Consider the following 21006-nt stretch of genomic DNA (forward strand, 5'->3'; position numbering starts at 1 on the left):
GTTCAAGCGCTCTTCTTCATTGGCTTGGTCTGCGAGCCCATGGCCGAGCTCATGCCGATCAGCATCATGCCGCCGCACATCATCATGCAGGGCATGCCCATCTCCATCATCCTTGTCATGTTCTCGCAGCACATCTTGAACATGTCGGCAGACATGCCTTCCATTGGCATCATGGTGCAGGTCATGGAACCGTCGGCTGCCATTTCGCAGGACATGCGGCACATCATGCCGGGCATCATCCCACCCATCTGCATCTGAGGCATCATCCCGCCCATCATGGGCATCATGCCTCCCATTGGCATTTGAGGCATCATGCCACCCATCATCGGCATCATGGTTGGCATCATTCCACCCATGGGCATCTGAGGCATCATCCCCGGCATCATATTGCCCATCATGGGCATCGCGGCTGAGCTGGTCATCGGTCCGTCTCTCATCTGCTTGTCAGCAATTCGCCAGCGCCTCCGCTGGGCCGAAGAAAAGGATGAGCCCAACAGTCCCCTGCAGCAACGCGACCCAACAGCAGGATCGCTTCTTTCCTCCATCTTATTGGAGGTCAGGCAAACAGATCGAACAAACCGTTGTTTTGTTGGATGGACCTCTGCTTTAATAGAGGGCCTGAGAGCCCTCCAAGCCGGGTGGCACGCTTAAGATCACGCTGCCGTCGAAGGTACCGGGCGTGGCGCGAGTTGGTCTACCTGGCGCCCGCTTCTTCCCAAGTTCCCGACACCAGCTCGGATGGGCAGTTGAACAGTTGGAAGGTAAGGGCCACCTGTAATCACCTCAGAGACGGTATGAGCGGTCCATCAATCACTCGGAAAGGTAGCGAGTACCCTTGAGAACCGCCAGATAGTCCTCGATGACCGAGACCTGATGATGTCGTCGTGCTCCGTTTTCACGGCCTGCACGTTATCCCTGAACACTGCGCAAGCGGCCAGGCCCCGTTCTGGGCAGTATCACCCGCCCGCGACGGCAATTGGCAGACAGAGCTTCTTCATCTGATGCTTTGGCAGCGGCTAGCCCTCGTTGCGGCAAAGCGCCAGTGCGCGCAACGTGAGCCAGTGTACGGGGCGCTGTAAGCTCAGGACTGTGGCGAGACTAGCCGCTATAGCTGCCGCCTACCGCCGCGATGGCTTCCTTGTCGATGGCCGGATTGCCAACCAGGGGGCGCAGGCCACCAGCGCAACCCGCAGATTGTCTTTGCGGGTGAACGTCTCCCTTTGCTTTCGGTCTCTGAGTGACGCTACAGATCAACCGTCCGGCTCACAAAGCCCCGTACGACGTGGTTGCGAGACGCATCACCTCACCGACCCCGTTGGTAGTAACAGCCGAAATTTCTCGTCCAAGACAAACCCAGAATGAGCGAGTTCGCTCAGACCGATCGTGGCAAGACCGTCTGTAAACTCCGTCAGCTATCTGCAAACCCGCTTGTCTACGGTGCGGGTCTAATAAAGTCGCACGAAGTCTTGAGGCCAGGGAGACAGACCTCAACCAGTGCTGGTCACCGTCACTCCGAAGGGTGCCCGAGACTGATGCTGGTGCGCTGGTTCGCCCCATGTTTAGGATGAAACGCTTCAGTTCAGAGGCTTGCTCAGGTCCTGTTTGCGCCCGTCTTGCAATACGGCACTAAGCACGTCTCTCATGTGAGAAGCTTCGGACTTGGGGATGATATGGTGGGTCGCGAGCCCTCCAGGTTGCCGGAGCGACAAAAGGACCTTCTCGTCCTTGAGGGGCTGAAACTCCCACCAGTCGAGAGGCGTGACCAGGACCGAACCAGGATCGTCGAGTTTCCTCCGGAGGGCTTCTCCAAGTGCAGCGGATGAAGCTCGAAGAAGACCAAACCCTACGTCGTACGGTAAGGCTAGTACAAGCTCCTGATCGTTATCAGCCCCAAAACGTACAAGAATGTAGGCCCCATCCACGGTCGCTGAAACGCCGACAACGCTCGCTATGGGGATGGCTTCAACAGAGACATCCATGGTCTGTGATCCTTTCGACAGAAGCAATGATTGCGCAATTCGTGACTGCTCCTTGAGTTTATGCTTCCCAACTTTCCTTATCCACTCTCGACAGAAATCTATCCTCTACGACAAGGTGTCCGCGAGATGACTATCACCTAAAATAGGACTATATGAGAAGCTTATTCCAAATTGCGTCCGATAATCTGAGTTTACTTGCCGGCCTCATGATGAAACCTGTAAGGTTGAAAGGAGATGATTGTAGGCTCTGACGATTGCATGGCTCGTGGACATTCGCCCTCATGGCGCAAGATGATTCTTGGAATACTTCTTTTTTGGCTCACGGTCGGAGCGGCTGTTGCAGGTCGGGTTGCTTATTTTGATCAGATTGCAGCCCCGGCAAAGGCCCAGCCGCTGTGAGAAAAGATATGAACGCCGTCAGTGTCCCACGAGTGCAGCGGCCGACTGTTCGTTCGTCGATGAGAACCGCCCTTGCCCATTGCGAGCGGTGAACCTGCTGTTCGCATAAGGTGAGATGTCAGGTGGTGCCGCCACGGACGCACCGATCGCAATAATCAGTGGCCCGTCTTCGGGCAGAGCGGTGCCACGAGACACATCCTTGATGGTCGTGTGTATGCTCTCCTGACCATCTCTCGACACATTGCTGATCGCGACGACAGGCGTCTCGGGAGGTAGGCCACTTTCAATCATCCGCGCCGCCAGCTTGGGCGCTGTCCGCCGCCCCATGTAGACTATTGTTGTCGCCTGTGGATCCGCCAATGCCGCGAGGTTTAGATTCTCCGGTAGATCTCCGTGCCGATCATGAGCGGTGACGAACTGGACTCGTTGAGCGTGATCCCGGTGAGTCAGTGATCCATTGAGCGAGGCTGCCGCGGCACTCGCGGTCGTAATACCGGGAACGATGCGGACGGGCACCCCAGCCTCCCGGCAAGCGGTGACTTCTTCACCGGTGCGGCCGAAGACGGCCGGATCACCACCTTTGAGCCGGACGACACGTTCACCAGCAAGCGCCAGATCGACAATCAGGGCATTGATGTCTTCCTGGCGGCAGGATGCGCCATGGCCTTCCTTCCCGACATGGACCCGGCGAGCCTCCCGCCGCGCCAATTCGAGAATGGCCGGTGTGACGAGGCGATCGTAGACGATGACATCCGCCGCCTGCAGCTCCCGCATCGCCTTTAGGGTCAGAAGCTCGGGATCCCCTGGACCCGCGCCGACAATGACAACTTCACCCCGTCCCCGCATCTCCGGGGAGTCTCGGTCAGCCTCGCGTGCGAGGCAATCCAGGGTGCGGTCCAAATCCCGTTCTTGGGATCCGTTCGCGAATGCGACATCGACGAACCGTTCCCAGAACCGGCGTCGACCCGGCTTCGACGGCACGAAGTCCCGCAGGCGATCACGGAAGTCCTTCGCGGCCTGCGTCCATGCCCCGAGGGAGGAGGGCAGGACCGCTTCGATGCGCCGGCGAATGGCCTGGCCCAGAATCGGAGCTGCGCCATCGGTCGATATGGACACGATAACGGGAGCGCGATTGACGATGGTGCCGAACTGAAAATCGCAGAAGGCTGGCTGATCGATGATGTTGACGAGAGCGCCGTTCCGGCGCGCCGCGTCGACGAAGATTGCGGCGTCCCGCTGATCCTCGATATCCGCGATGGCGACCGAGACCCCGACGAAGTCCGTTTCACGCCATGGCCTTTGGACGAGGGTGAAGCGCGCCGGATCGTTTTGAACGAGGGCGCGAAGTTCGGGTGACGGATCCTCCGCCAGGATTCTGACCGTGCCGCCGGCGGCCGCGAGGAGTTCGACTTTCCAGGCGATTCCATCGGATCCGCCGACCACGAGGATCGAACGCCCGGCGAGATCGACGAAGATCGGCAGCTTCGGCAGAGGGTTGAGGCGCGCAGGACGCCGATCGTCGGGCCGGAGAGGCGCGTTCATTCCGCCGCCTCGGCCAGAGGGCCCGTGTTGGCGTGAAAGTCCCGCCCGTTTCCCGTCGCAGCCACAATGCCCGAACGGATGACGAAATCTCCGAACCGTTCGGCGGGCTTTCGGCCATGGGCATAGGCCGCAAACAGCGGGTCGAGAGCGGCAACGATCTCGTCGTGCTGGAGGTCGGCGGCATAGAGCTTGGACAGACGAGAGCCGTCGAACGCGGCGCCAAGATACAGGTTGTAGCGACCGGGGCCTTTGCCCACGAGACCGATCTCGGCGATGTACGGGCGGGCGCAGCCATTGGGACAGCCGGTCATGCGGATCGTGATCTCGTCTTCGGCAAGCCCGCGAAGGCTGAGACGCTCCTCGAGGGCCGTCACCAGCGACGGCAGATAGCGCTCGCTCTCGGCCAGCGCCAGGCCGCAGGTCGGCAGAGCCACGCAGGCCATTGCGTTGCGGCGCAGTGCCGTGGCATGACTCGTCAGGCCGTATTCCTCCACGAGCGCTTCGATCTGCGCACGTTTTGCCGGCGAGACATTGGCGACGATGACGTTCTGGTTCGCCGTGAGGCGGAATTCGCCGTCATGGCTTTCGGCAATCCGGCGGAACCCCGTCAGGAGCGATGGTCCATCCGGAATGTCGCGCAGGCGACCGTTCTCGATGAAGAGCGTCAGGTGGGAGCGACCGTCCTCGCCCTCGACCCATCCGTAGCGATCTCCGTTGCTATCGAACTGGAAGGGCTGTGCCTTGCCCAGGGCTTTGCCAATGCGCTTCTCGACCTCGGCACGGAATGCCTCAAGGCCGCGATCCTCGATGGTGTATTTGAGGCGCGCATGCTTGCGAAGTGTGCGGTCGCCCCAGTCGCGCTGTACGGTCACCACCGCTTCGGCTACGGCCAAAGCATCTTCGGGTAGGCAGAAGCCCATCACGTCGGCGGTCCGGGGGTAGGTGTCTTCCTCCCCATGGGTCATGCCCATGCCGCCGCCGACCGTCACGTTCCAGCCTTTGACGTTGCCCTTCTTATCGAGAATCGCGATGAAGCCCAGGTCCTGTGCGAAGATGTCGACCTCGTTCGACGGAGGAACGGCGACCACGGTCTTGAACTTGCGCGGCAGGTAGGTCCGGCCGTAGACGGGCTCGATGACTTCCTCGCCGCCGACGACCTTCTCACCGTCAAGCCAGATCTCCCGATAGGCCGGTGTCTGCGGCAAAAGATGTTCGGAGATCGACCGGGCGAGATCGAGAGCCGCGTTGTGGGCGCGGGACTGATGCGGGTTGGTGGAGGCCAGCACATTGCGGTTGACGTCGCCGCACGCTGCCAGCGTATCGAGAAGGGCCGTGTCGATGGCCTTCATCGTCGCCTTCAGGTTCGCCTTGATCACGCCATGGAACTGGAAGGTTTGCCGGGTCGTCAGGCGCAGGGTTCCATTGGCATAGTCCTGGGCGATCCGGTCGAGCTGGAGCCACTGGGCCGGCGTGCAGACGCCGCCGGGAATGCGCAGGCGGATCATGAAGGAATAGGCCTTCTCGAGCTTCTTCTTCGTCCGCTCGGCTCGCAGATCCCGGTCGTCCTGCAGATACATGCCGTGGAACTTGACCAGCTGCTGGTCGTCCTCGGTGATCGCACCGGTCACGATGTCGGTGAGGCCTTCCGCGAGCGTGCCGCGGAGATAGCCGCTCGCCTCTTTGATGCGCTCGTTGCGCGAGAGTTCCTTGGACATCATTGGTGCTTCTCAATAAACGTCTTGGTGATAGCGGCGGCCGCGCTCAAGGTCGCTGATAGCGATCTCGGCAGCCTCCGACGAGAGGGCCTTCACGTCCGCGAAGGCCGCGACGAGCGCTGCGCGAACGTCCTTCGCCATCGCCTTGGCATCGCCGCAGACATAGAGCTGGGCACCGTTGTCCAGCCAGCCGACGAGGTCGCGGCGCTGCTCCCAGAGGCGATGCTGGACGTAGACCTTTTCCGGCGTATCCCTCGAGAAGGCGAGGTCGATCCGGGCCAGCGATCCGTCCTTCAGGGCATCCTGCCATTCAAGCTGATACAGAAAGTCGTGCGTGTAGCGCCGGTTGCCGAAGAACAGCCAGGACTTTCCACTGGCCCCGATGACGCGCCGTTCCTGCACGAAGGCGCGGAACGGCGCGATACCGGTTCCCGGGCCGATCATGATGATGTCGGTCGCCGGATCGGGCAGCCGAAAATGCTTGTTCGGCTTGAGGCGAACACGGGTCGCCGCGCCCGCCTTGAGGCGATCCGCCACGAAGGTCGAGGCGACACCGCCACGGGCACGGCCATGCGTCTGATAGCGAACGGCGGCGATGAGCAGATGAGCTTCGTCGCCAACCTCCTTGCGCGAGGAGGCAATGGAATAGGCGCGCGGCGGCAACGGGCGCGTGATAGCCGTGAGCTGCTGAGCGGTCAATGATGCAGGAAAGGCCTCGACCAGATCGATCAGTTGGCGGCTCTCAATCCAGGCGCGAGCGTGTCCCTCCTCCAGAAGCTTGCGCACGTCCGCATGCCCTGTCTCGGCAGCAAAGGTTTCGAGCGTCTTGATGGAGAGTGTGGTGATATCCCGCTCGGTCGTTAGGGTGGCGCGCAGAGCGTCTTCGCCACCAAGCCCTGTGGCCGCAAGAACCGACTCGACAAGGGCCGGATCGTTTTCGGGGAAGAGTTCGAGCGAGTCGCCGGGTTCGTAGGCCGGAGCGGTGCCATCGAAGCCGAGCGCCAGGTGAACGGTTTCCTTGTCCGAGCGGGAGGAGTTCAGATTGACGTGCTCGACGATCTCGGCCACCACCGGTTCGCGGCTGATCTCGGCGCCGGCACGGATGCTGAAATCGACGGCCACCACATTGCCCGAGTTCTCCAGAGCCGGTGCGAGCGTTTCGAGAGTACTCTTGATCCAGGCCGCTGCCGGAGCTTCGAAGTCGAGGTCGCAATCGATTCTGTCGACGGCCCGCACCGCACCGAGCTCAGCAAGCCGCGCGTCGATGGCTTTGCCGACGCCGCAGAATTCCGCGTAAGCCGTATCGCCCAAGGCCAGGACGGCATAGGTGGTGCCTTCGAGACGCGGCGCCGAAGCGCCCATCAGGTCGGCATAGGCCCGGGTCGCCCGGGCCGGCGGCTCGCCTTCGCCCCAGGTCGCGGCGATCACCACAAGCCGGCTCTGCTTGGACAGGTCGACGATGTCGAGGTCGGCGAAGTCGACGACCTTCGGCTTGAAGCCGCTCTTGCGGGCGAGCTTCGCCACGTCCTGAGCCAGCCGCTCCGCATTGCCGGACTCGCTGGCAAAGAGGATCGTCAGCGGTTCTGCCGCACGGGCTGGCGCATCGACACGAGGGGCGGGCGCCTGGCCCGCATCGACCCCGGCGAGAAAGCCGGCGAGCCACGCACGCTGGATCGGGGAAGCCGCACTCAGGACACGATCGAGGCTGAGCCGGTCATCGTCTCCAAAGGGAGCCGTTTGAGGAAGAAGGGCTGATGCTGACATGCTCCGAATGTCGCGCGGGGCTCCGGAGCAAGTCAATGAAATGTTCTTTTTAAAGAACGATAGCCTGAAGAAAACTTCTTTTGTCAGATTCTAAAATGGGAGAAGAGAATTCTGTTTATCCATAAACTTAGGATTATAGTGCTATAATCGGCCTACCTTACGCCGTGATCTCGATCGGTAGCGCTGTCGTGAACTTGACCCTTTCGACACTGAAGCGCGAGCTGACTTTCTTGAGCGGGACGATCCCAATCAACCGCTTATAAAACAAGTCATAAGCCTTCACGTCCGAGACCACGACGCGGAGGATGTAGTCGACGTCGCCGGCCATCCGGTGAAACTCAACGACCTCGTTCATGGTTTCAATCGCATCGATGAACCGGTCGATGGCGTCCTGGGTATGGTCACCGGCTTCGATGCACACGAAGACCGTCAGGCCGAGCCCCAGCTTTTCAGGGTCCAGTAGTGCAACCCGTCGCTCGATCACGCCCTCGGCTTCAAGACGCTGAATCCGCTTCCAGCATGGCGTTTGAGATAAACCGACCCGATGGCCGATGTCCGCGACAGAAAGTGTGCCATTCTGCTGAAGAAGGTTCAAAATTTTTCGGTCGATGCGATCCATCTCTGCATCCCGCCTTTTGTCGAATAGGATTGTCCTTGTTCTGAGCCTTGAGGAAAGAATCTTCTCTTCTTGGGACAACTTGCCCCTTCGATCACTCGATCGCCTCTTCGGGCCAGAACAACCCGACCTTGACACCGTTCGTTATTAAGAACAAGTTCGATCTCGCAGTTTGGAGAATATTGCGATGGACTTTGCTTCATCAGGAGCGGCAAGGGCGGAGGCTCTGGCCCTTGCCCTAAGTGATGCCAGCCTCCCTGAGCGGCTTTCCCTCGCCACACGATCGCTCACTGGCCGGCTGGTCTTCACGACGAGCTTCGGCCTCGAGGATCAGGCCATCACCCATGCGATCTTCAGGGCAGGCCTCGATCTTCATATTGAGATCGTCACTCTCGATACCGGACGATTGTTTCCCGAAACCTACGATCTCTGGGCGCAGACGGAGGATCATTACGGGCGCCGGATCAATGCCGTGAGCCCGGACCGCTCCAGCCTGGAAGCGCTGGTGTCCCGCCAGGGCATCAACGGCTTCCGTCATTCCGTCGAGGCCCGAAAGGCCTGCTGCGACGTCCGGAAGGTCGAGCCCCTTGGCCGGGCGCTTGCCGAAGCGGCAGGCTGGATTACGGGGCTTCGTGCCGAGCAGTCGGCGTTTCGAGCCGCCGTGCCGCTCGCGGTCCAGGATAGCGGCTATGGCCTGATCAAGGTCAACCCGTTGGCGGATTGGAGCCGCCAAGACCTCGTAAGGTACGTGGCGGACAATGCCATTCCCTACAACCCGCTGCATGACCAGGGCTACCCATCCATCGGCTGCGCGCCCTGCACCCGTGCCGTCCGTCTGGGGGAACCCGAGCGCGCAGGCCGCTGGTGGTGGGAGCAGGAGAGCAAGAAGGAATGTGGCCTGCACCTCGTGCCAACACAGAACGTTTAGGAGCAATCCCATGACCAACTGGCGTGAGGGAGCTGTGCGCCCCACAGACCAGGTTCCTCCCCCGAGGCCTATCTCCGATGGCGCGCTGCTCCAGACCGGGCTGACCCATCTCGATCGGCTCGAAGCCGAGAGCATCTACATCATGCGGGAAGCCGTGGCTGAGAGCGACAACCCGGTCATGCTGTATTCGATCGGCAAGGACTCGTCGGTCCTGCTGCATCTTGCACTAAAAGCCTTCTACCCGGCGAAGCCGCCGTTCCCGCTTTTGCATGTCGACACCACCTGGAAGTTCCGCGAGATGATCGCATTCCGGGATCGCCGGGCAAAGGAGCTGGGTCTCGACCTGCTGGTGCACACCAACCCGGATGGCTTGTCCCGCAGCATCGGCCCGATCAGTCATGGCTCGGAGGTCCATACCGATGTCATGAAGACCCAGGCGCTCAAGCAGGCCCTGGAGCGGTATGGGTTCGACGCCGCTTTCGGCGGCGCCCGCCGCGACGAAGAGAAGTCGCGGGCGAAAGAGCGGGTGTTCTCGCTGCGCAATGCCCATCATCGCTGGGATCCCAAGCGGCAGCGGCCTGAGCCGTGGCAGCTCTACAACGGGCGCAAGCGTCGCGGCGAGAGCCTGCGCGTCTTCCCGCTCTCGAACTGGACCGAGCTCGACATCTGGCTCTACATCCACCGTGAGAACATCCCGATCGTGCCGCTCTATTTCGCGGCCGGACGACCGGTCGTGGAGCGCGACGGCATGCTCGTCATGGTCGATGACGATCGGCTGCCGCTGCATCCCGGCGAGCAGCCGCAGCTGAGATCGGTCCGATTCAGGACGCTCGGCTGCTATCCGTTGACAGGAGCCGTGGAGAGCACGGCCGCCACTCTCCCGGACATCATCCGCGAGACGCTTGAGGCGCGCACGTCCGAGCGTCACGGGCGCGCCATCGACAAGGACACGGCTGCGTCCATGGAACGCAAGAAGCAGGAAGGTTATTTCTGATGACTGTCCATCCCGCACCCGACAGCTTCCTGCTGGAGGACTATCTCGCGGCCCATGAGCGCAAGAGTTTGCTCCGCTTCATCACCTGCGGCTCCGTCGACGATGGCAAGTCCACGCTGATCGGGCGTCTGCTGTACGAGTCCAAGCGTCTGTTCGATGACCAACTCGCAACGCTGGAGCGCGACTCGCGCAAGCATGGAACACAGGGCGGTGGTATCGACTTCGCGCTCCTGGTGGATGGGCTCGCCAGCGAGCGCGAGCAGGGCATCACCATCGACGTCGCCTATCGCTTCTTCTCGACTGACCGGCGAACCTTCATCGTCGCCGATACGCCCGGCCATGAGCAATACACGCGCAATATGGCAACGGGCGCCTCGACCGCGGATGTGGCCATCCTTCTGATCGATGCGCGCAAAGGGATCACCCGCCAGACCCGGCGGCATGCCCTTCTCGTTTCCATGCTCGGGATCCGTCACGTCGCCCTGGCCATCAACAAGATGGACCTCGTGGACTGGTCCGAGGAGAGGTTCAAGCAGATCGACGCGGAGTTTCGGGCCTTCGCGATCAATCTTGGCTTTGACCAGATCGCTTCCATCCCGTTGTCGGCACTGCATGGCGACAATGTCGTCGCGCCGTCAGCGCAGGCGCCCTGGTATCGCGGGCCAACATTGCTCTCTTATCTCGAAACCGTCGAGGTCGAGCAGAAAGCCGATGCGGAGCCGTTCCGCATGCCGGTGCAGTGGGTCAACCGGCCCAACCCGGAGTTTCGCGGCTTTGCCGGCTTTATCACCAGCGGCCGTATCAGGTCGGGAGACCAGGTGCGGATTCTCCCATCGGGATTGGAGACATCCGTTGCGCAGATCGTGACGATGGACGGAGAACTGAATGAGGCAGTTGCCGGTCAATCCGTCACACTCATCCTGTCCGACGAGGTCGACATCTCGCGCGGTGACGTCATTGCTTCCGTAAAGAGGCAAGCTCAGGTTGCCAACAAAATCGAAGCCCGCCTGTTCTGGATGGCGACGGAGCATCTGAAGGAAGGTGACCAGTTTCTTCTGAAACTCGGTGCTGCGGCGGTGCCTGCAAGAATTGAGCGCGTGCGCCAGCGGATTGATCTTGGTTCGCTCGCCGCCGTGCCCGTGTCGTCGCTCGGAGCCAATGACGTCGGCACCGTCGTTCTTGCCCTGGACCAGCCCATCGCCTTCGATCCCTATACCGAGAGCCGTCGCACGGGCGGGTTCATCCTCATCGACCGGGAGAGCTTCGACACGGTGGCAATCGGTCTCGCGGATGGCGCTGTTGCCGAGGAGCCCGTCAACCTCCAGGTCGTCCGGAACAACGCCCCGTTGGCCTGGATCAAGTGGACGGGCGAGCAGAAGCGGCGCAGCGCTCTCAAGGCCATGTCGTGGCGGGTCATCGGATCGGTTGCGACCATAGGGGCAGCGCTTGTCCTGAGCCAGGATATCCGCTTGGCCGCGGCTATTGGCGCAACCGAGGTGGTGACCAAGCTAGTGCTCTATTACGGCCACGAGCGCCTGTGGGCCCGGATCCGCTATGGCCTGTCCTTTGCAACCGGCCAGCATGGCGGCGGTCCCCAGAGTTCCGGCGCCAAGTAGGTTCCGGCCCTCTTTCTGAAACATCAATCATCAAGACAGACGCCTGCTGAACCACCGAGGAGGAGCAGCAGGCCAGGTTGAAGGACGAACAATGAGCACGCGCTCACGCCGAAGCCGGCCCCTGCACGCGGAGACCCGCCTTGTCCATGACGGCACGCTGCGGTCGGAATTCGGCGAGACCTCCGAAGCGCTCTTCCTCACGCAGGGCCATGTTTATACCAGCGCGGAAGAGTGTGAGGCCCGTTTCAAGGGAGAGAGTCCTGGCTTTCTCTATGCCCGCTTCTCGAACCCGACGGTCACGATGTTCGAGCAGCGCATCGCGTCCTTCGAAGGAGCCGAGTCTGCTCGCGCCACCGCAACCGGCATGGCTGCCGTGACGGCAGCCCTGATGGGCTTGCTGCAGGCGGGGGACCATATCGTTGCCGCCCGCGCCCTCTTCGGCTCCTGTCGTTACGTTGTCGCTGAGCTCCTGCCGCGGTTTGGCGTGGCAGCCACTCTGGTCGACGGAACGGATCTCGATGCGTGGCGAAAGGCCGTGCGGCCGGAGACGAAGGTCTTCTTTCTCGAGAGCCCGGCCAATCCCACCTTGGAGATCATCGACATTGAAGCCGTCGCCGGTATTGCGCGCAACGCCGGGGCGAAGCTGGTCGTGGACAACGTGTTCTCGTCCCCGATCTGGCAGAAGCCGCTGCAACTCGGAGCTGATTGCGTCGTCTATTCGGCCACCAAGCACATCGATGGACAGGGGCGCTGCCTTGGCGGGGTCATTCTTGCGTCCGAGGAGTTCATTCAGACGCACGTCCATACGTTGCTCCGGCAGACGGGCCCTTCGATGTCTCCCTTCAACGCTTGGGTGCTTCTGAAAAGCCTGGAGACGCTTCCGCTGCGCGTCGAGCGCCAGACCCGGACGGCAGGGACCGTGGCGGACGCATTGGCAGGACATGCCAAGATCCCCCGCCTGATCTATCCGGGCCGCGCCGATCACCCACAGGCTGATATCATTGCCCGGCAGATGACGGGAGGCTCGACGCTGCTCGCCCTTGAGATCGAAGGCGGCAAGGCAGGGGCCTTCCGCTTCCTGAACGCTCTCGATTTGGTCCGGATCTCCAACAATCTCGGCGATGCCAAGAGCCTGATCACTCATCCGGCGACGACGACGCACCAGCGCTTCACAGCAGAGGAGCGTGCGGACATGGGGGTCTCGGAAGGTCTCGTCAGGCTCTCAGTGGGCCTTGAGCATCCCGATGATCTGATCGAGGACCTGACGCAGGCTCTTGAGTGCGTCTGAGGTCTTTGTCCGTCTCAGCTCACGTTCGTCGCGACAGGCCGGCTGGGATCCTGGGTCCACTCCGACATCGAACCATCATAGAGCTTCACATCCGGGCGTTTGAGCACCTCCGAGAGGATGAACCAGTTCGTGGAGGCGAGGTGGCCGGTGTTGCAATAGCTCACCACGGGCCCTAGGGGAACTTGCTCGTACAATTGCTCGAGTTCCGCGACAGGGCGTAGACGTCCGGTCCCCGGCTGGATGGCTCTGCTGTGGTCCAGGTGGAGGGCGCCTGGCAGGTGGCCGGCGCGCAGGGCCTGCGGACTTTTCTCACGCCCATCGAACTGAGCCTGTGAGCGCCCATCGAGCAGCGTTGCGTCGCCATGGGCTACAACCTTCTCGACAGCATGGAGCTCGGCGCGGAGGCTTCCGGTGAGCCGTACGGGGTAGAGCGGGCTCGCAGTTGGCGCAGACGGGCCGGTTTCTTCTAAGCTGCCGGCTTGCCGCCACGCTTTGAATCCCCCATCGAGGATCGATACCTGACTGTGGCCAAGGGCTTTCAGTGTCCAATAGACCCTTGCGGCTGCGCTGAAATCGGATGCGGCCTCTCCAGCCGATACGATGACCACGTGGTGCTCCGGCGTGATGCCGATACGGCTCAGCAGGGCGGACAGATGGTCGGCACCGGGAAGGAGGCCGCCGGCGCCACCCTCAGCGATCCGCCAGCCGTCGCCGGCATAGTCGCTGTGAACCGCGCCCGGAACGTGACCGGCCTCGAAGGCCGCTCGCCCGCCGCTCTCTGCCGAGCGGGTGTCAACAATCAGAACCGAGGAATCTGCGATACGGTCTGAAAGCCAGTCGACTGAAACGAGAGGAGCAGGTGTCATGACAGTGGTCCCGAGCGATTACGCGGTTTGGCGAGGATCAACGGTCCAGGAGTGCGTGATCTCCGCAACCTGACCCAGCATGATGGACGCGGAGCAATACTTTTCCTTGGATAGCTGAATGGCGCGCTCGACCTTCTCGGGCGAGAGTCCTTGCCCTGACAAATAGTACTTGAGGTGAATCGTCGTAAACACCTTCGGATCCGTCGATGCGCGCTCGGCTTCCACGTCCACCACGCAATCGGTGACAGGCTCGCGGCCACGCTTGAGGATGAGCACGACATCGAAGGCCGTGCAGCCGGCAAGTCCCAACAGCATGAGTTCCATGGGACGAATGCCAATATTGCGGCCGCCGCTCTCGGGGGCGCCGTCCAGCACGATGGCATGCCCACTTCCGGACTCGCCTGTAAACATCATGCCCTCAACCCACGATACGCGCGCTTTCATGCTGGTCATTTCGTTACCTTGCATATGAGCATCCAGGAGCCCGGCCATCAGCGCATTGGGACGCCGCCAGCAATCACGCTGGCGGTGTCCCTATCCGGGGCAAGAGGTAATTGCCCCCGCAGATCAGTTCGCCTTGGCGGGCTGCGGCACGATGCGCAGATAAGGCTTTGGCGCTCTCCAGCCGCCCGGATACAGGCCCTTGGCTTCCTCGTCCGATACGGAGCCGGCGATGATCACATCCTCGCCTTGCTTCCAATTGGCAGGGGTAGCGACCCGGTGCTGGGCCGTCAGCTGGAGGGAATCGATGACCCGCAGCACTTCGTCGAAGTTGCGACCCGTGGTCATGGGATAGACCAGGACGAGTTTGATCTTCTTGTCGGGACCGATGATGAAAACGTTGCGCACCGTCTGGTTGTCGGCGGCCGTGCGCCCCTCCGCGGTGTCGCCGGCTTGGGCCGGCAGCATCCCATAGAGCTTGGAGATCGAGAGGTCCTGATCGCCGATGATCGGGTAGTTGACGGCCGCTCCCTGCGTCTCCTCGATGTCACGGGCCCAAGCCTCGTGCTTCTCGACGGGATCGACGGAAAAGCCGACAACCTTCACACCCCGTCGATCGAATTCAGGCTTGAGCCGCGCCACCTCGCCCAGTTCCGTCGTGCACACGGGGGTGAAATTCTTCGGATGCGAGAACAGCACCGCCCAGGAATCGCCAATCCACTCATGGAAGCGGATCGGGCCCTCGGTCGTCACCGTCTCGAAGTCAGGGGCAATCTGGCCGATTTGAAGTGTCATAGCAGGGATCTCTCTCCGTTACGCGTGGATTGGTCGCTGCATGTGCAAGGCAGGGTGCAATCGATTGGTCCGATCACGTGTGTTTCATCGTTTCGCCACCAGTCGCAAGGCGCACGCGCCCGATTCGGGTTTCGACTTCTGCCGTTTGATGCGCATGAAATCGTGTCGGATGCTTACGTGGATCGGTGAATGCACAGACTGGGCAATCGAAATGTCTAGCAAGCGATGCACCAAGTCAATAAAATGTTCGTTTTATAGAACGGGCCGCGATAAAAGTGTTTGCTAAAAGGGTCTGCTTTTAGAGGAGAATCTTCCAAACCGGTCTGTGACAGCCATTTGGACCACCAAGCAACGCGTTCGCCGCAAATGCCTGGGCAAATAAAAATGGATTTCACGCATCCATCGCAGTCTCTAGTACAAACATACTGCGTCAATGGGGATGCCGTAGAACATCATTCTATGAAGGTGCGTCGCTATACTACAAAAGAACATACGACACAGCACAACTAGCAAAGTAATTGACTTGGGGAATTTGACACTCGTTCTTTTTAGCGGATATTTCAGTGCCCTGTTAGGGAGCCTGGGTAGCTTGCTGCCAGCTCTCGCTTCGATCTCAACCCGGAGGGTAGAATGCACGGCAATTCCCTAGAAGTCGCTGGCGCGAAGACGTCTTCTCGCCTGCGGTCCGTCCTGCCGGCCGTCGGTCTGATGGTCTTGGGAGGCGTCGGCCTTCTGCCTCTGACTGGTCCCGCATCGGCCCAGTCGCAATTGCTGAACGTATCGTACGATCCGACGCGCGAACTCTACCGTGAGATCAATCAGGCCTTTGCGGACGATTGGAAGGCAAAAACGGGCGAGACCGTCTCGATCCGGACGTCCCACGGCGGATCCGGCGCCCAGGCCCGTACCGTCATCGACGGTATCGACGCCGATGTGGTGACGTTGGGCATCCCTTCCGACATCGATGCCATCGTAAAGGCAACGAAGAAGATCCCGACCGACTGGCGCAGCAAGTTGCCCAACAACTCCCTGCCTTACACATCGACCGTGGTCTTCCTCGTTCGGAAGGGAAACCCGAAGGCGATCAAGGACTGGGACGACCTTGTGAAGCCAGGCGTCCAAGTCATCACGCCCAATCCGAAAACCTCCGCTGGCGGCCGCTGGAACTTCCTGGCGGCTTGGGGCTATTCGCACACTAAGGACGGCAGTGCTGACAAGGCGAAGGAGTTCGTCACCGCCCTCTACAAGAATGTCCCGGTGCTCGATACCGGCGCTCGCGGCTCGACCGTAACCTTCGCGCAGCGCGGCCTCGGGGATGTTCTGCCGGCATGGGAGAACGAAGCCTTCCTCGTGCTCGACGAATTCGGACGCGACAAGTTCGAGATCGTGGTGCCGACGCTGTCGATCCTAGCGGAGCCGCCGGTCGCTCTCGTCGAGGGCAATGTCGATGGCAAGGGCACACGCAAGGTGGCTGAAGCCTTCCTCGGCTTCCTCTATACCGACAAGGCCCAAGCGATCTTTGCCAAGCACCATTATCGCCCGATCAAGTCCGAAGCCGCCAAACCGGAGGACCTCGCGGCTCTGCCGAACCTGAAGCTGTTCACGATCGAGTCGCTCCAGGGCAACTGGGACGATATCCAGAAGAACAACTTCGATTCAGGCGGGCTCTTCGATCAGATCAGCAAGCGCTGACCATGGCCTCGGCATCGTATCTGCGTCTCAAGCAAGCGAGCGTGCTGCCGGGCTTCGGCGTCACGCTCGGCTACACGCTGCTCTATCTTGGATTGCTGGTGTTGCTGCCGCTCGGCGCGCTGGTGGTGAAGGCCTCAGGCATCGGGATCACCGGTATTGCTGCGACTGCCACCGATCCCCGGGTCGCTGCGGCCCTCGAGACGAGTTTCAGCATTTCCCTGCTTGCCGCCGGCGTCGCCTCTCTCTTCGGCCTCTTGATCGCCTGGGTTCTCACCCGGTACGACTTCCCGGGCCGCAAGCTCCTTGATGCCATTGTCGATTTGCCCTTTGCCCTCCCAACGGCTGTTGCCGGCATTGCACTCGCTGCCCTTTACGCACCGAATGGCTGGGTGGGCTCGCTTCTCGAGCCTCTCGGTCTCAAGGTAGCCTACACACCCCTTGGTATCTTCGTCGCGCTGGTCTTCATTGGGCTTCCCTTTACCGTTCGCACTGTCCAGCCGCTGATCACAGAAATCGAGAATGAGCTGGAGGAGGCCTCGTCCACCCTCGGCGCAACCCGCTGGCGCACCCTTTGGAGTGTTCTCCTGCCTCCGCTTCTCCCCGGCGTGCTGACCGGCTTCGCCCTGGCCTTCGCCCGTGCGGTCGGAGAGTACGGCTCCGTGATCTTCATCGCCGGGAACCTGCCCTATGTCTCCGAAATTGCCCCGCTGCTGATCGTGATCAAGCTGTCGGAATACGACTACACCGGCGCGACGGTGATCGCCACCATCATGCTGGCGATCTCGTTCTCAGTGCTTTTGCTGATCAACCTGATCCAGGCTTGGAGCCGCAAGAGGTTCGGCTATGTCTGATCTCAGCGCAGCTCTGGCCTTGCCGGTTTCCTCGCAGCAGAGCGTGGTGACCGAGAAGAAGCCGATCCGATGGCTGGCCATCTCGATCGCGCTTGTCTTCCTGCTTCTGTTCCTGGTTCTGCCGCTCGTCGTCGTCTTCGTGGAAGCCTTCAGGCGAGGGCTCGAAGGCTTTCTCGCCGCCTTTCAGGAGGCGGACGCGCTGGCCGCGATCAGGCTGACGATGACCGTCGCCGCAATCGCGGTGCCGTTGAATGTCGTGTTCGGCCTCATGGCGTCCTGGGCCATCGCCAAGTTCGAGTTCAAGGGCAAGAGCCTGCTGATCACCCTGATCGACCTGCCGTTTTCCGTCTCGCCGGTCGTGTCGGGCCTGATCTACCTGCTCCTTTTCGGCGCGCAGGGATTGTTCGGACCTTGGCTCATGGCGCATGGCATCAAGATCGCCTTCGCGCTGCCGGGCATCGTCTTGGCTACGATCTTCGTGACCTTCCCCTTTGTGGCGCGCCAGCTCATTCCCCTTATGCAGGAACAGGGAACGGCAGAGGAGGAGGCTGCCCTGACCCTCGGGGCCAGCGGCTGGCGCACATTTTTGAAGGTGACGCTTCCCAACATCAAATGGGGGCTGCTGTACGGCGTCCTTTTGTGCAACGCCCGCGCCATGGGCGAGTTCGGCGCGGTTTCCGTGGTCTCGGGCCACATCCGCGGCCTAACCAACACCATTCCGCTTCACGTGGAGATTCTCTACAATGAATACAACTTCGTTGCGGCCTTTGCCGTCTCCTCGCTCCTCGCCGGCCTCGCCCTCGTCACATTGGCGCTCAAATCTTTCCTCGAGTGGCGTCATGGAGCCGATCTCGCCAGTGGCACGCATCGCTGAGCAGGGTCAGGCGGTCGACATCCGCGTCGCAGACGTGACGAAGGTATTCGCGGGTTCGGCCGCGCTCCACGACGTCAACCTGACCGTGAGGCCTGGGGAACTCCTGGCATTGCTCGGGCCGTCCGGATCCGGGAAAACGACGCTTCTGCGCGTCATTGCAGGATTGGCGCAGGCGGATCGCGGACAGGTCTTCTTCGGGGGGTCGGATGCCACCAGACTGCCGGTGCAGAAGCGTCAGGTTGGCTTTGTCTTCCAGCATTATGCCCTGTTCAAGCACATGAGCGTTGCCGACAACGTTGCCTATGGTCTGAAGGTGCGTGAGCGGGCGAACCGTCCCTCCAAGAGCGAGATCCAGCGCCGCGTTTCCGAACTGCTCGATCTAGTCCAGCTCTCAGGCTTCGACAACCGGTTCCCGGCACAGCTCTCCGGCGGGCAGCGCCAGCGGGTCGCCTTGGCCAGGGCGCTGGCCGTCGAGCCTCGCGTCCTTCTGCTCGATGAGCCCTTTGGCGCTCTCGACGCCAAGGTCCGTAAGGACCTCCGCGCCTGGCTGCGCGACATTCACGAGCGCACCGGAAAGACAACGGTCTTCGTCACGCACGATCAGGACGAAGCCTTGGAGCTGGCGGACCGGGTCGCCGTTCTCAATCAGGGTCGGTTGGAGCAAGTCGGCAGTCCCGACGATGTTCAGGATCATCCTGCAACGCCCTTCGTGATGACCTTTCTTGGTCAGGCCGCTCGCTTCAATGCCGAGATCCGCGATGGGCGAGTGCTGGTGAACGGAAAGCCTGCTCCCGTAGCCGCACCGAAATCCACTATTGGCCAAGCGAGTCTCTATTGCCGGCCATGGCATTTGAAGCCGGTACCCGCCGGCCATGGATACCATCAGGGCATTGTCAGTGGCATTCGGCGCCTTGGATCCATGCGACGGATCGAGGTCTCGCAAGCTGATGGGAAGAAGCTCGAGGTCGAGGTTGCTCTTGTGACGAACCTGAGTGTCGGCGAGGAGATCGGTCTGGACATCCTTGACGGCGTGATCTTCCGCGATGGCTGAGAGCGCTCACAACAGGCATTGATGACTCTGGTAATGACAGAGAAGGGCAGCCATGTCCGGCCATCTCTTCTCCTTTATCAGGGCGGCAAATGAGGCTAGATCATCCCGCCATCCGTAACGATGTCTGACGCCAGGCCGTCGCGCAGGGCTTTCGCGGTTTGGGCGAGAGCCACATCCTGACGCCGGCGTGGATGCGGGTTGTCGATGCGATGTTCCGCTACGATCCGCCCAGGGGATCCTGAGAGAACAATGACTCGGTCCGCCAAATACGTGGCCTCATCGATGTCGTGCGTCACGAACAGGATCGTCTTGCCAGTCTTCTGCCAGATGCGGATGAGTTCATCTTGGAGGCTCTCGCGGGTGATGGCGTCGAGAGCCGAGAACGGCTCGTCCATGAGCAGAACCTCGGGCTGGACTGCGAGTGCCCGTGCCAGGGACACACGCTGGCGCTGCCCGCCCGACATTTCGTGCGGCCACCGTTGCGCCAGATGGCTTAAGCCTACGAATTCGAGTGCACTGTCTGCCTTTGTCTTGCGCTCACGACGGGGTGTATGAGGATGTTCCAGGCCGAACGCGACATTGCTGATCACGCGGCGCCACGGCAGCAGACGAGAGTCCTGGAACACGAAGGCCACGGGTCGGCGCTGCGGATTGTTCGCGATGACTCGCGCAGTACCGGCGCTGGGACGGGCAAGTCCTGTCAGCACGCGGAGCAAGGTGGACTTGCCGACCCCGGAGGGGCCCACAATGGCGAGGAACTCGCCGCGGCGCACATCCAACGAGAGGCGGTCGAGCACGATTGTCTTCTGGCCATTTCTCTCGAAGGCCAGCGAAAGGTCTCGAATCTCGATCACGCTTTCCATCTCAGAAGCCATCCTTGCAGGGCTACGAAAGCTGTGTCGAAGAGCCCGTAGAGGGCCGCCATGGTCAGCATATAAACCACGACCACATCGGTCGCGAGAAGGCTGGAGGCCTGCATCATGCGCTGACCCAACCCGCTTACGCCAAAGATCTCAGCCGCGACAACGGCCATCCAGGCCTGTCCCAGAGCCGTGCGCAGGCCCACCAGGATACCGGGAGCAGCGGCCGGGAGCAGGATTTTCTGAAGACGCCGCAAGCCGGAATGGAAGCCGAATGCTTCCGCCACTTCCACGAGATCGTGATCCACGGTGCGCACAGCACCGTGCGCCGCAAAGTAGACGATCCAGAACACTCCGACTGCGATGATGAACACGGCCGCCGGCGTGCTGACGCCGAACCAGATGATGGCGAACGGAACCCAGGCAAGACCCGGGATGGGACGCAGCACACGCACGATCCAGGCTGTGAAGCCCTCCGCCGACCGGTACATGCCGGTGACGATGCCGAGGGCAACCCCAAGTCCAGCGCCGACACTTAAGCCCGTGATGTAATGGCTGAGGCTGCTAGTCACAGATGTCAGCCAAGCACCACTTGAGACTTCCTTCAGAAAGGCGGCTGGAATCGCGCTGGGGCCCGGCAGCATGGCCGCATTGACGAGACCCAGACGCGGAACGGCCTCCCACAATCCGAGAAAGATGAGAAGGCCGAGGCACGAAAGCAGGAGAAGGCGCATC

18 protein-coding genes and 1 pseudogene are annotated in these 21006 nt (G+C 61.3%); 8 read left to right on the forward strand and 11 right to left on the reverse strand.

The genetic code is table 11. The annotated features are described in order from the left end of the window. Positions 1 to 2: 2 nt before the first annotated feature. The 6 genes and pseudogenes from JKL46_RS23845 to JKL46_RS23870 form a co-directional block, all read right to left on the reverse strand. Positions 3 to 422 carry a hypothetical protein gene (locus JKL46_RS23845; protein ID WP_201838083.1) on the reverse strand — a complete coding sequence of 140 codons (420 nt, stop codon included), beginning with the start codon at positions 420 to 422 and terminating at the stop codon, positions 3 to 5. A 1152-nt stretch (positions 423 to 1574) separates the two neighbouring features. Continuing rightward, a complete protein-coding gene (locus JKL46_RS23850; RefSeq protein WP_201838085.1) occupies positions 1575 to 1979 on the reverse strand; it encodes a hypothetical protein in 405 nt (134 codons plus the stop codon). A gap of 417 nt (positions 1980 to 2396) precedes the next feature. Then, positions 2397 to 3920, reverse strand: coding sequence for a siroheme synthase CysG (cysG, locus tag JKL46_RS23855; protein WP_201838087.1), 1524 nt, complete (start codon positions 3918 to 3920; stop codon positions 2397 to 2399). Then, positions 3917 to 5623: pseudogene (locus JKL46_RS23860) on the reverse strand (NADPH-dependent assimilatory sulfite reductase hemoprotein subunit); the annotation flags it as partial. The pseudogene JKL46_RS23860 and the gene cysG, both read right to left, overlap by 4 nt. A gap of 24 nt (positions 5624 to 5647) precedes the next feature. After that, complete coding sequence (locus JKL46_RS23865; protein WP_201838091.1) at positions 5648 to 7399, reverse strand: diflavin oxidoreductase; 1752 nt, start codon at positions 7397 to 7399, stop codon at positions 5648 to 5650. A gap of 157 nt (positions 7400 to 7556) precedes the next feature. Then, positions 7557 to 8018, reverse strand: a complete 462-nt coding sequence (locus JKL46_RS23870) for an Lrp/AsnC family transcriptional regulator (protein ID WP_201838093.1) — start codon at positions 8016 to 8018, stop codon at positions 7557 to 7559. Between the two features lie 184 nt (positions 8019 to 8202). Between JKL46_RS23870 and JKL46_RS23875 the strand changes: the two genes are divergently transcribed. From JKL46_RS23875 to JKL46_RS23890, 4 genes are all read left to right on the forward strand, one after another. Then, positions 8203 to 8943, forward strand: a complete 741-nt coding sequence (locus JKL46_RS23875) for a phosphoadenylyl-sulfate reductase (RefSeq protein ID WP_201838095.1) — start codon at positions 8203 to 8205, stop codon at positions 8941 to 8943. A gap of 10 nt (positions 8944 to 8953) precedes the next feature. Beyond that, positions 8954 to 9937, forward strand: coding sequence for a sulfate adenylyltransferase subunit CysD (gene cysD, locus JKL46_RS23880; protein ID WP_281400019.1), 984 nt, complete (start codon positions 8954 to 8956; stop codon positions 9935 to 9937). Then, positions 9937 to 11553, forward strand: a complete 1617-nt coding sequence (cysN, locus tag JKL46_RS23885) for a sulfate adenylyltransferase subunit CysN (protein ID WP_201838097.1) — start codon at positions 9937 to 9939, stop codon at positions 11551 to 11553. The genes cysD and cysN overlap by 1 nt, the downstream gene beginning before the upstream one ends. Before the next feature lie 91 nt (positions 11554 to 11644). Then, positions 11645 to 12841 carry an O-succinylhomoserine sulfhydrylase gene (locus JKL46_RS23890; protein WP_201838099.1) on the forward strand — a complete coding sequence of 399 codons (1197 nt, stop codon included), beginning with the start codon at positions 11645 to 11647 and terminating at the stop codon, positions 12839 to 12841. A gap of 14 nt (positions 12842 to 12855) precedes the next feature. Here JKL46_RS23890 and JKL46_RS23895 read toward each other — a convergent pair whose 3' ends face one another. From JKL46_RS23895 to JKL46_RS23905, 3 genes are all read right to left on the reverse strand, one after another. Next, positions 12856 to 13707 carry a sulfurtransferase gene (locus JKL46_RS23895; protein ID WP_201838102.1) on the reverse strand — a complete coding sequence of 284 codons (852 nt, stop codon included), beginning with the start codon at positions 13705 to 13707 and terminating at the stop codon, positions 12856 to 12858. 18 nt (positions 13708 to 13725) lie between these two features. Next, positions 13726 to 14199 carry an OsmC family protein gene (locus JKL46_RS23900; RefSeq protein ID WP_425493294.1) on the reverse strand — a complete coding sequence of 158 codons (474 nt, stop codon included), beginning with the start codon at positions 14197 to 14199 and terminating at the stop codon, positions 13726 to 13728. A 75-nt stretch (positions 14200 to 14274) separates the two neighbouring features. Beyond that, complete coding sequence (locus JKL46_RS23905; RefSeq protein WP_201838104.1) at positions 14275 to 14943, reverse strand: peroxiredoxin; 669 nt, start codon at positions 14941 to 14943, stop codon at positions 14275 to 14277. Between the two features lie 708 nt (positions 14944 to 15651). Between JKL46_RS23905 and JKL46_RS23910 the strand changes: the two genes are divergently transcribed. From JKL46_RS23910 to JKL46_RS23925, 4 genes are read left to right on the forward strand one after another with little or no spacing between them, the layout of a single operon-like run. Further along, entirely contained in the window at positions 15652 to 16635 is a 984-nt protein-coding gene (locus JKL46_RS23910; RefSeq protein ID WP_201838154.1) for a sulfate ABC transporter substrate-binding protein, read from the forward strand. 2 nt (positions 16636 to 16637) lie between these two features. After that, positions 16638 to 17486 carry a sulfate ABC transporter permease subunit CysT gene (gene cysT, locus JKL46_RS23915; RefSeq protein WP_201838106.1) on the forward strand — a complete coding sequence of 283 codons (849 nt, stop codon included), beginning with the start codon at positions 16638 to 16640 and terminating at the stop codon, positions 17484 to 17486. After that, entirely contained in the window at positions 17479 to 18360 is an 882-nt protein-coding gene (cysW, locus tag JKL46_RS23920) for a sulfate ABC transporter permease subunit CysW (RefSeq protein WP_201838108.1), read from the forward strand. The genes cysT and cysW overlap by 8 nt, the downstream gene beginning before the upstream one ends. After that, entirely contained in the window at positions 18344 to 19411 is a 1068-nt protein-coding gene (locus JKL46_RS23925) for a sulfate/molybdate ABC transporter ATP-binding protein (RefSeq protein WP_343074107.1), read from the forward strand. Before cysW ends, JKL46_RS23925 begins: the two co-directional genes overlap by 17 nt. Positions 19412 to 19506: 95 nt before the next feature. Here JKL46_RS23925 and JKL46_RS23930 read toward each other — a convergent pair whose 3' ends face one another. Both JKL46_RS23930 and JKL46_RS23935 read right to left on the reverse strand, forming a co-directional pair. Continuing rightward, positions 19507 to 20274 carry an ABC transporter ATP-binding protein gene (locus JKL46_RS23930; protein ID WP_201838112.1) on the reverse strand — a complete coding sequence of 256 codons (768 nt, stop codon included), beginning with the start codon at positions 20272 to 20274 and terminating at the stop codon, positions 19507 to 19509. Beyond that, positions 20262 to 21005: an ABC transporter permease gene (locus JKL46_RS23935; protein WP_201838114.1), complete on the reverse strand. Its 744-nt coding sequence runs from the start codon at positions 21003 to 21005 to the stop codon at positions 20262 to 20264. Before JKL46_RS23935 ends, JKL46_RS23930 begins: the two co-directional genes overlap by 13 nt. Between the last annotated feature and the right edge of the window lies 1 nt (position 21006).

The sequence above is a fragment of the Microvirga zambiensis WSM3693 genome, from assembly GCF_016735695.1.
Lineage (GTDB): Bacteria > Pseudomonadota > Alphaproteobacteria > Rhizobiales > Beijerinckiaceae > Microvirga > Microvirga zambiensis.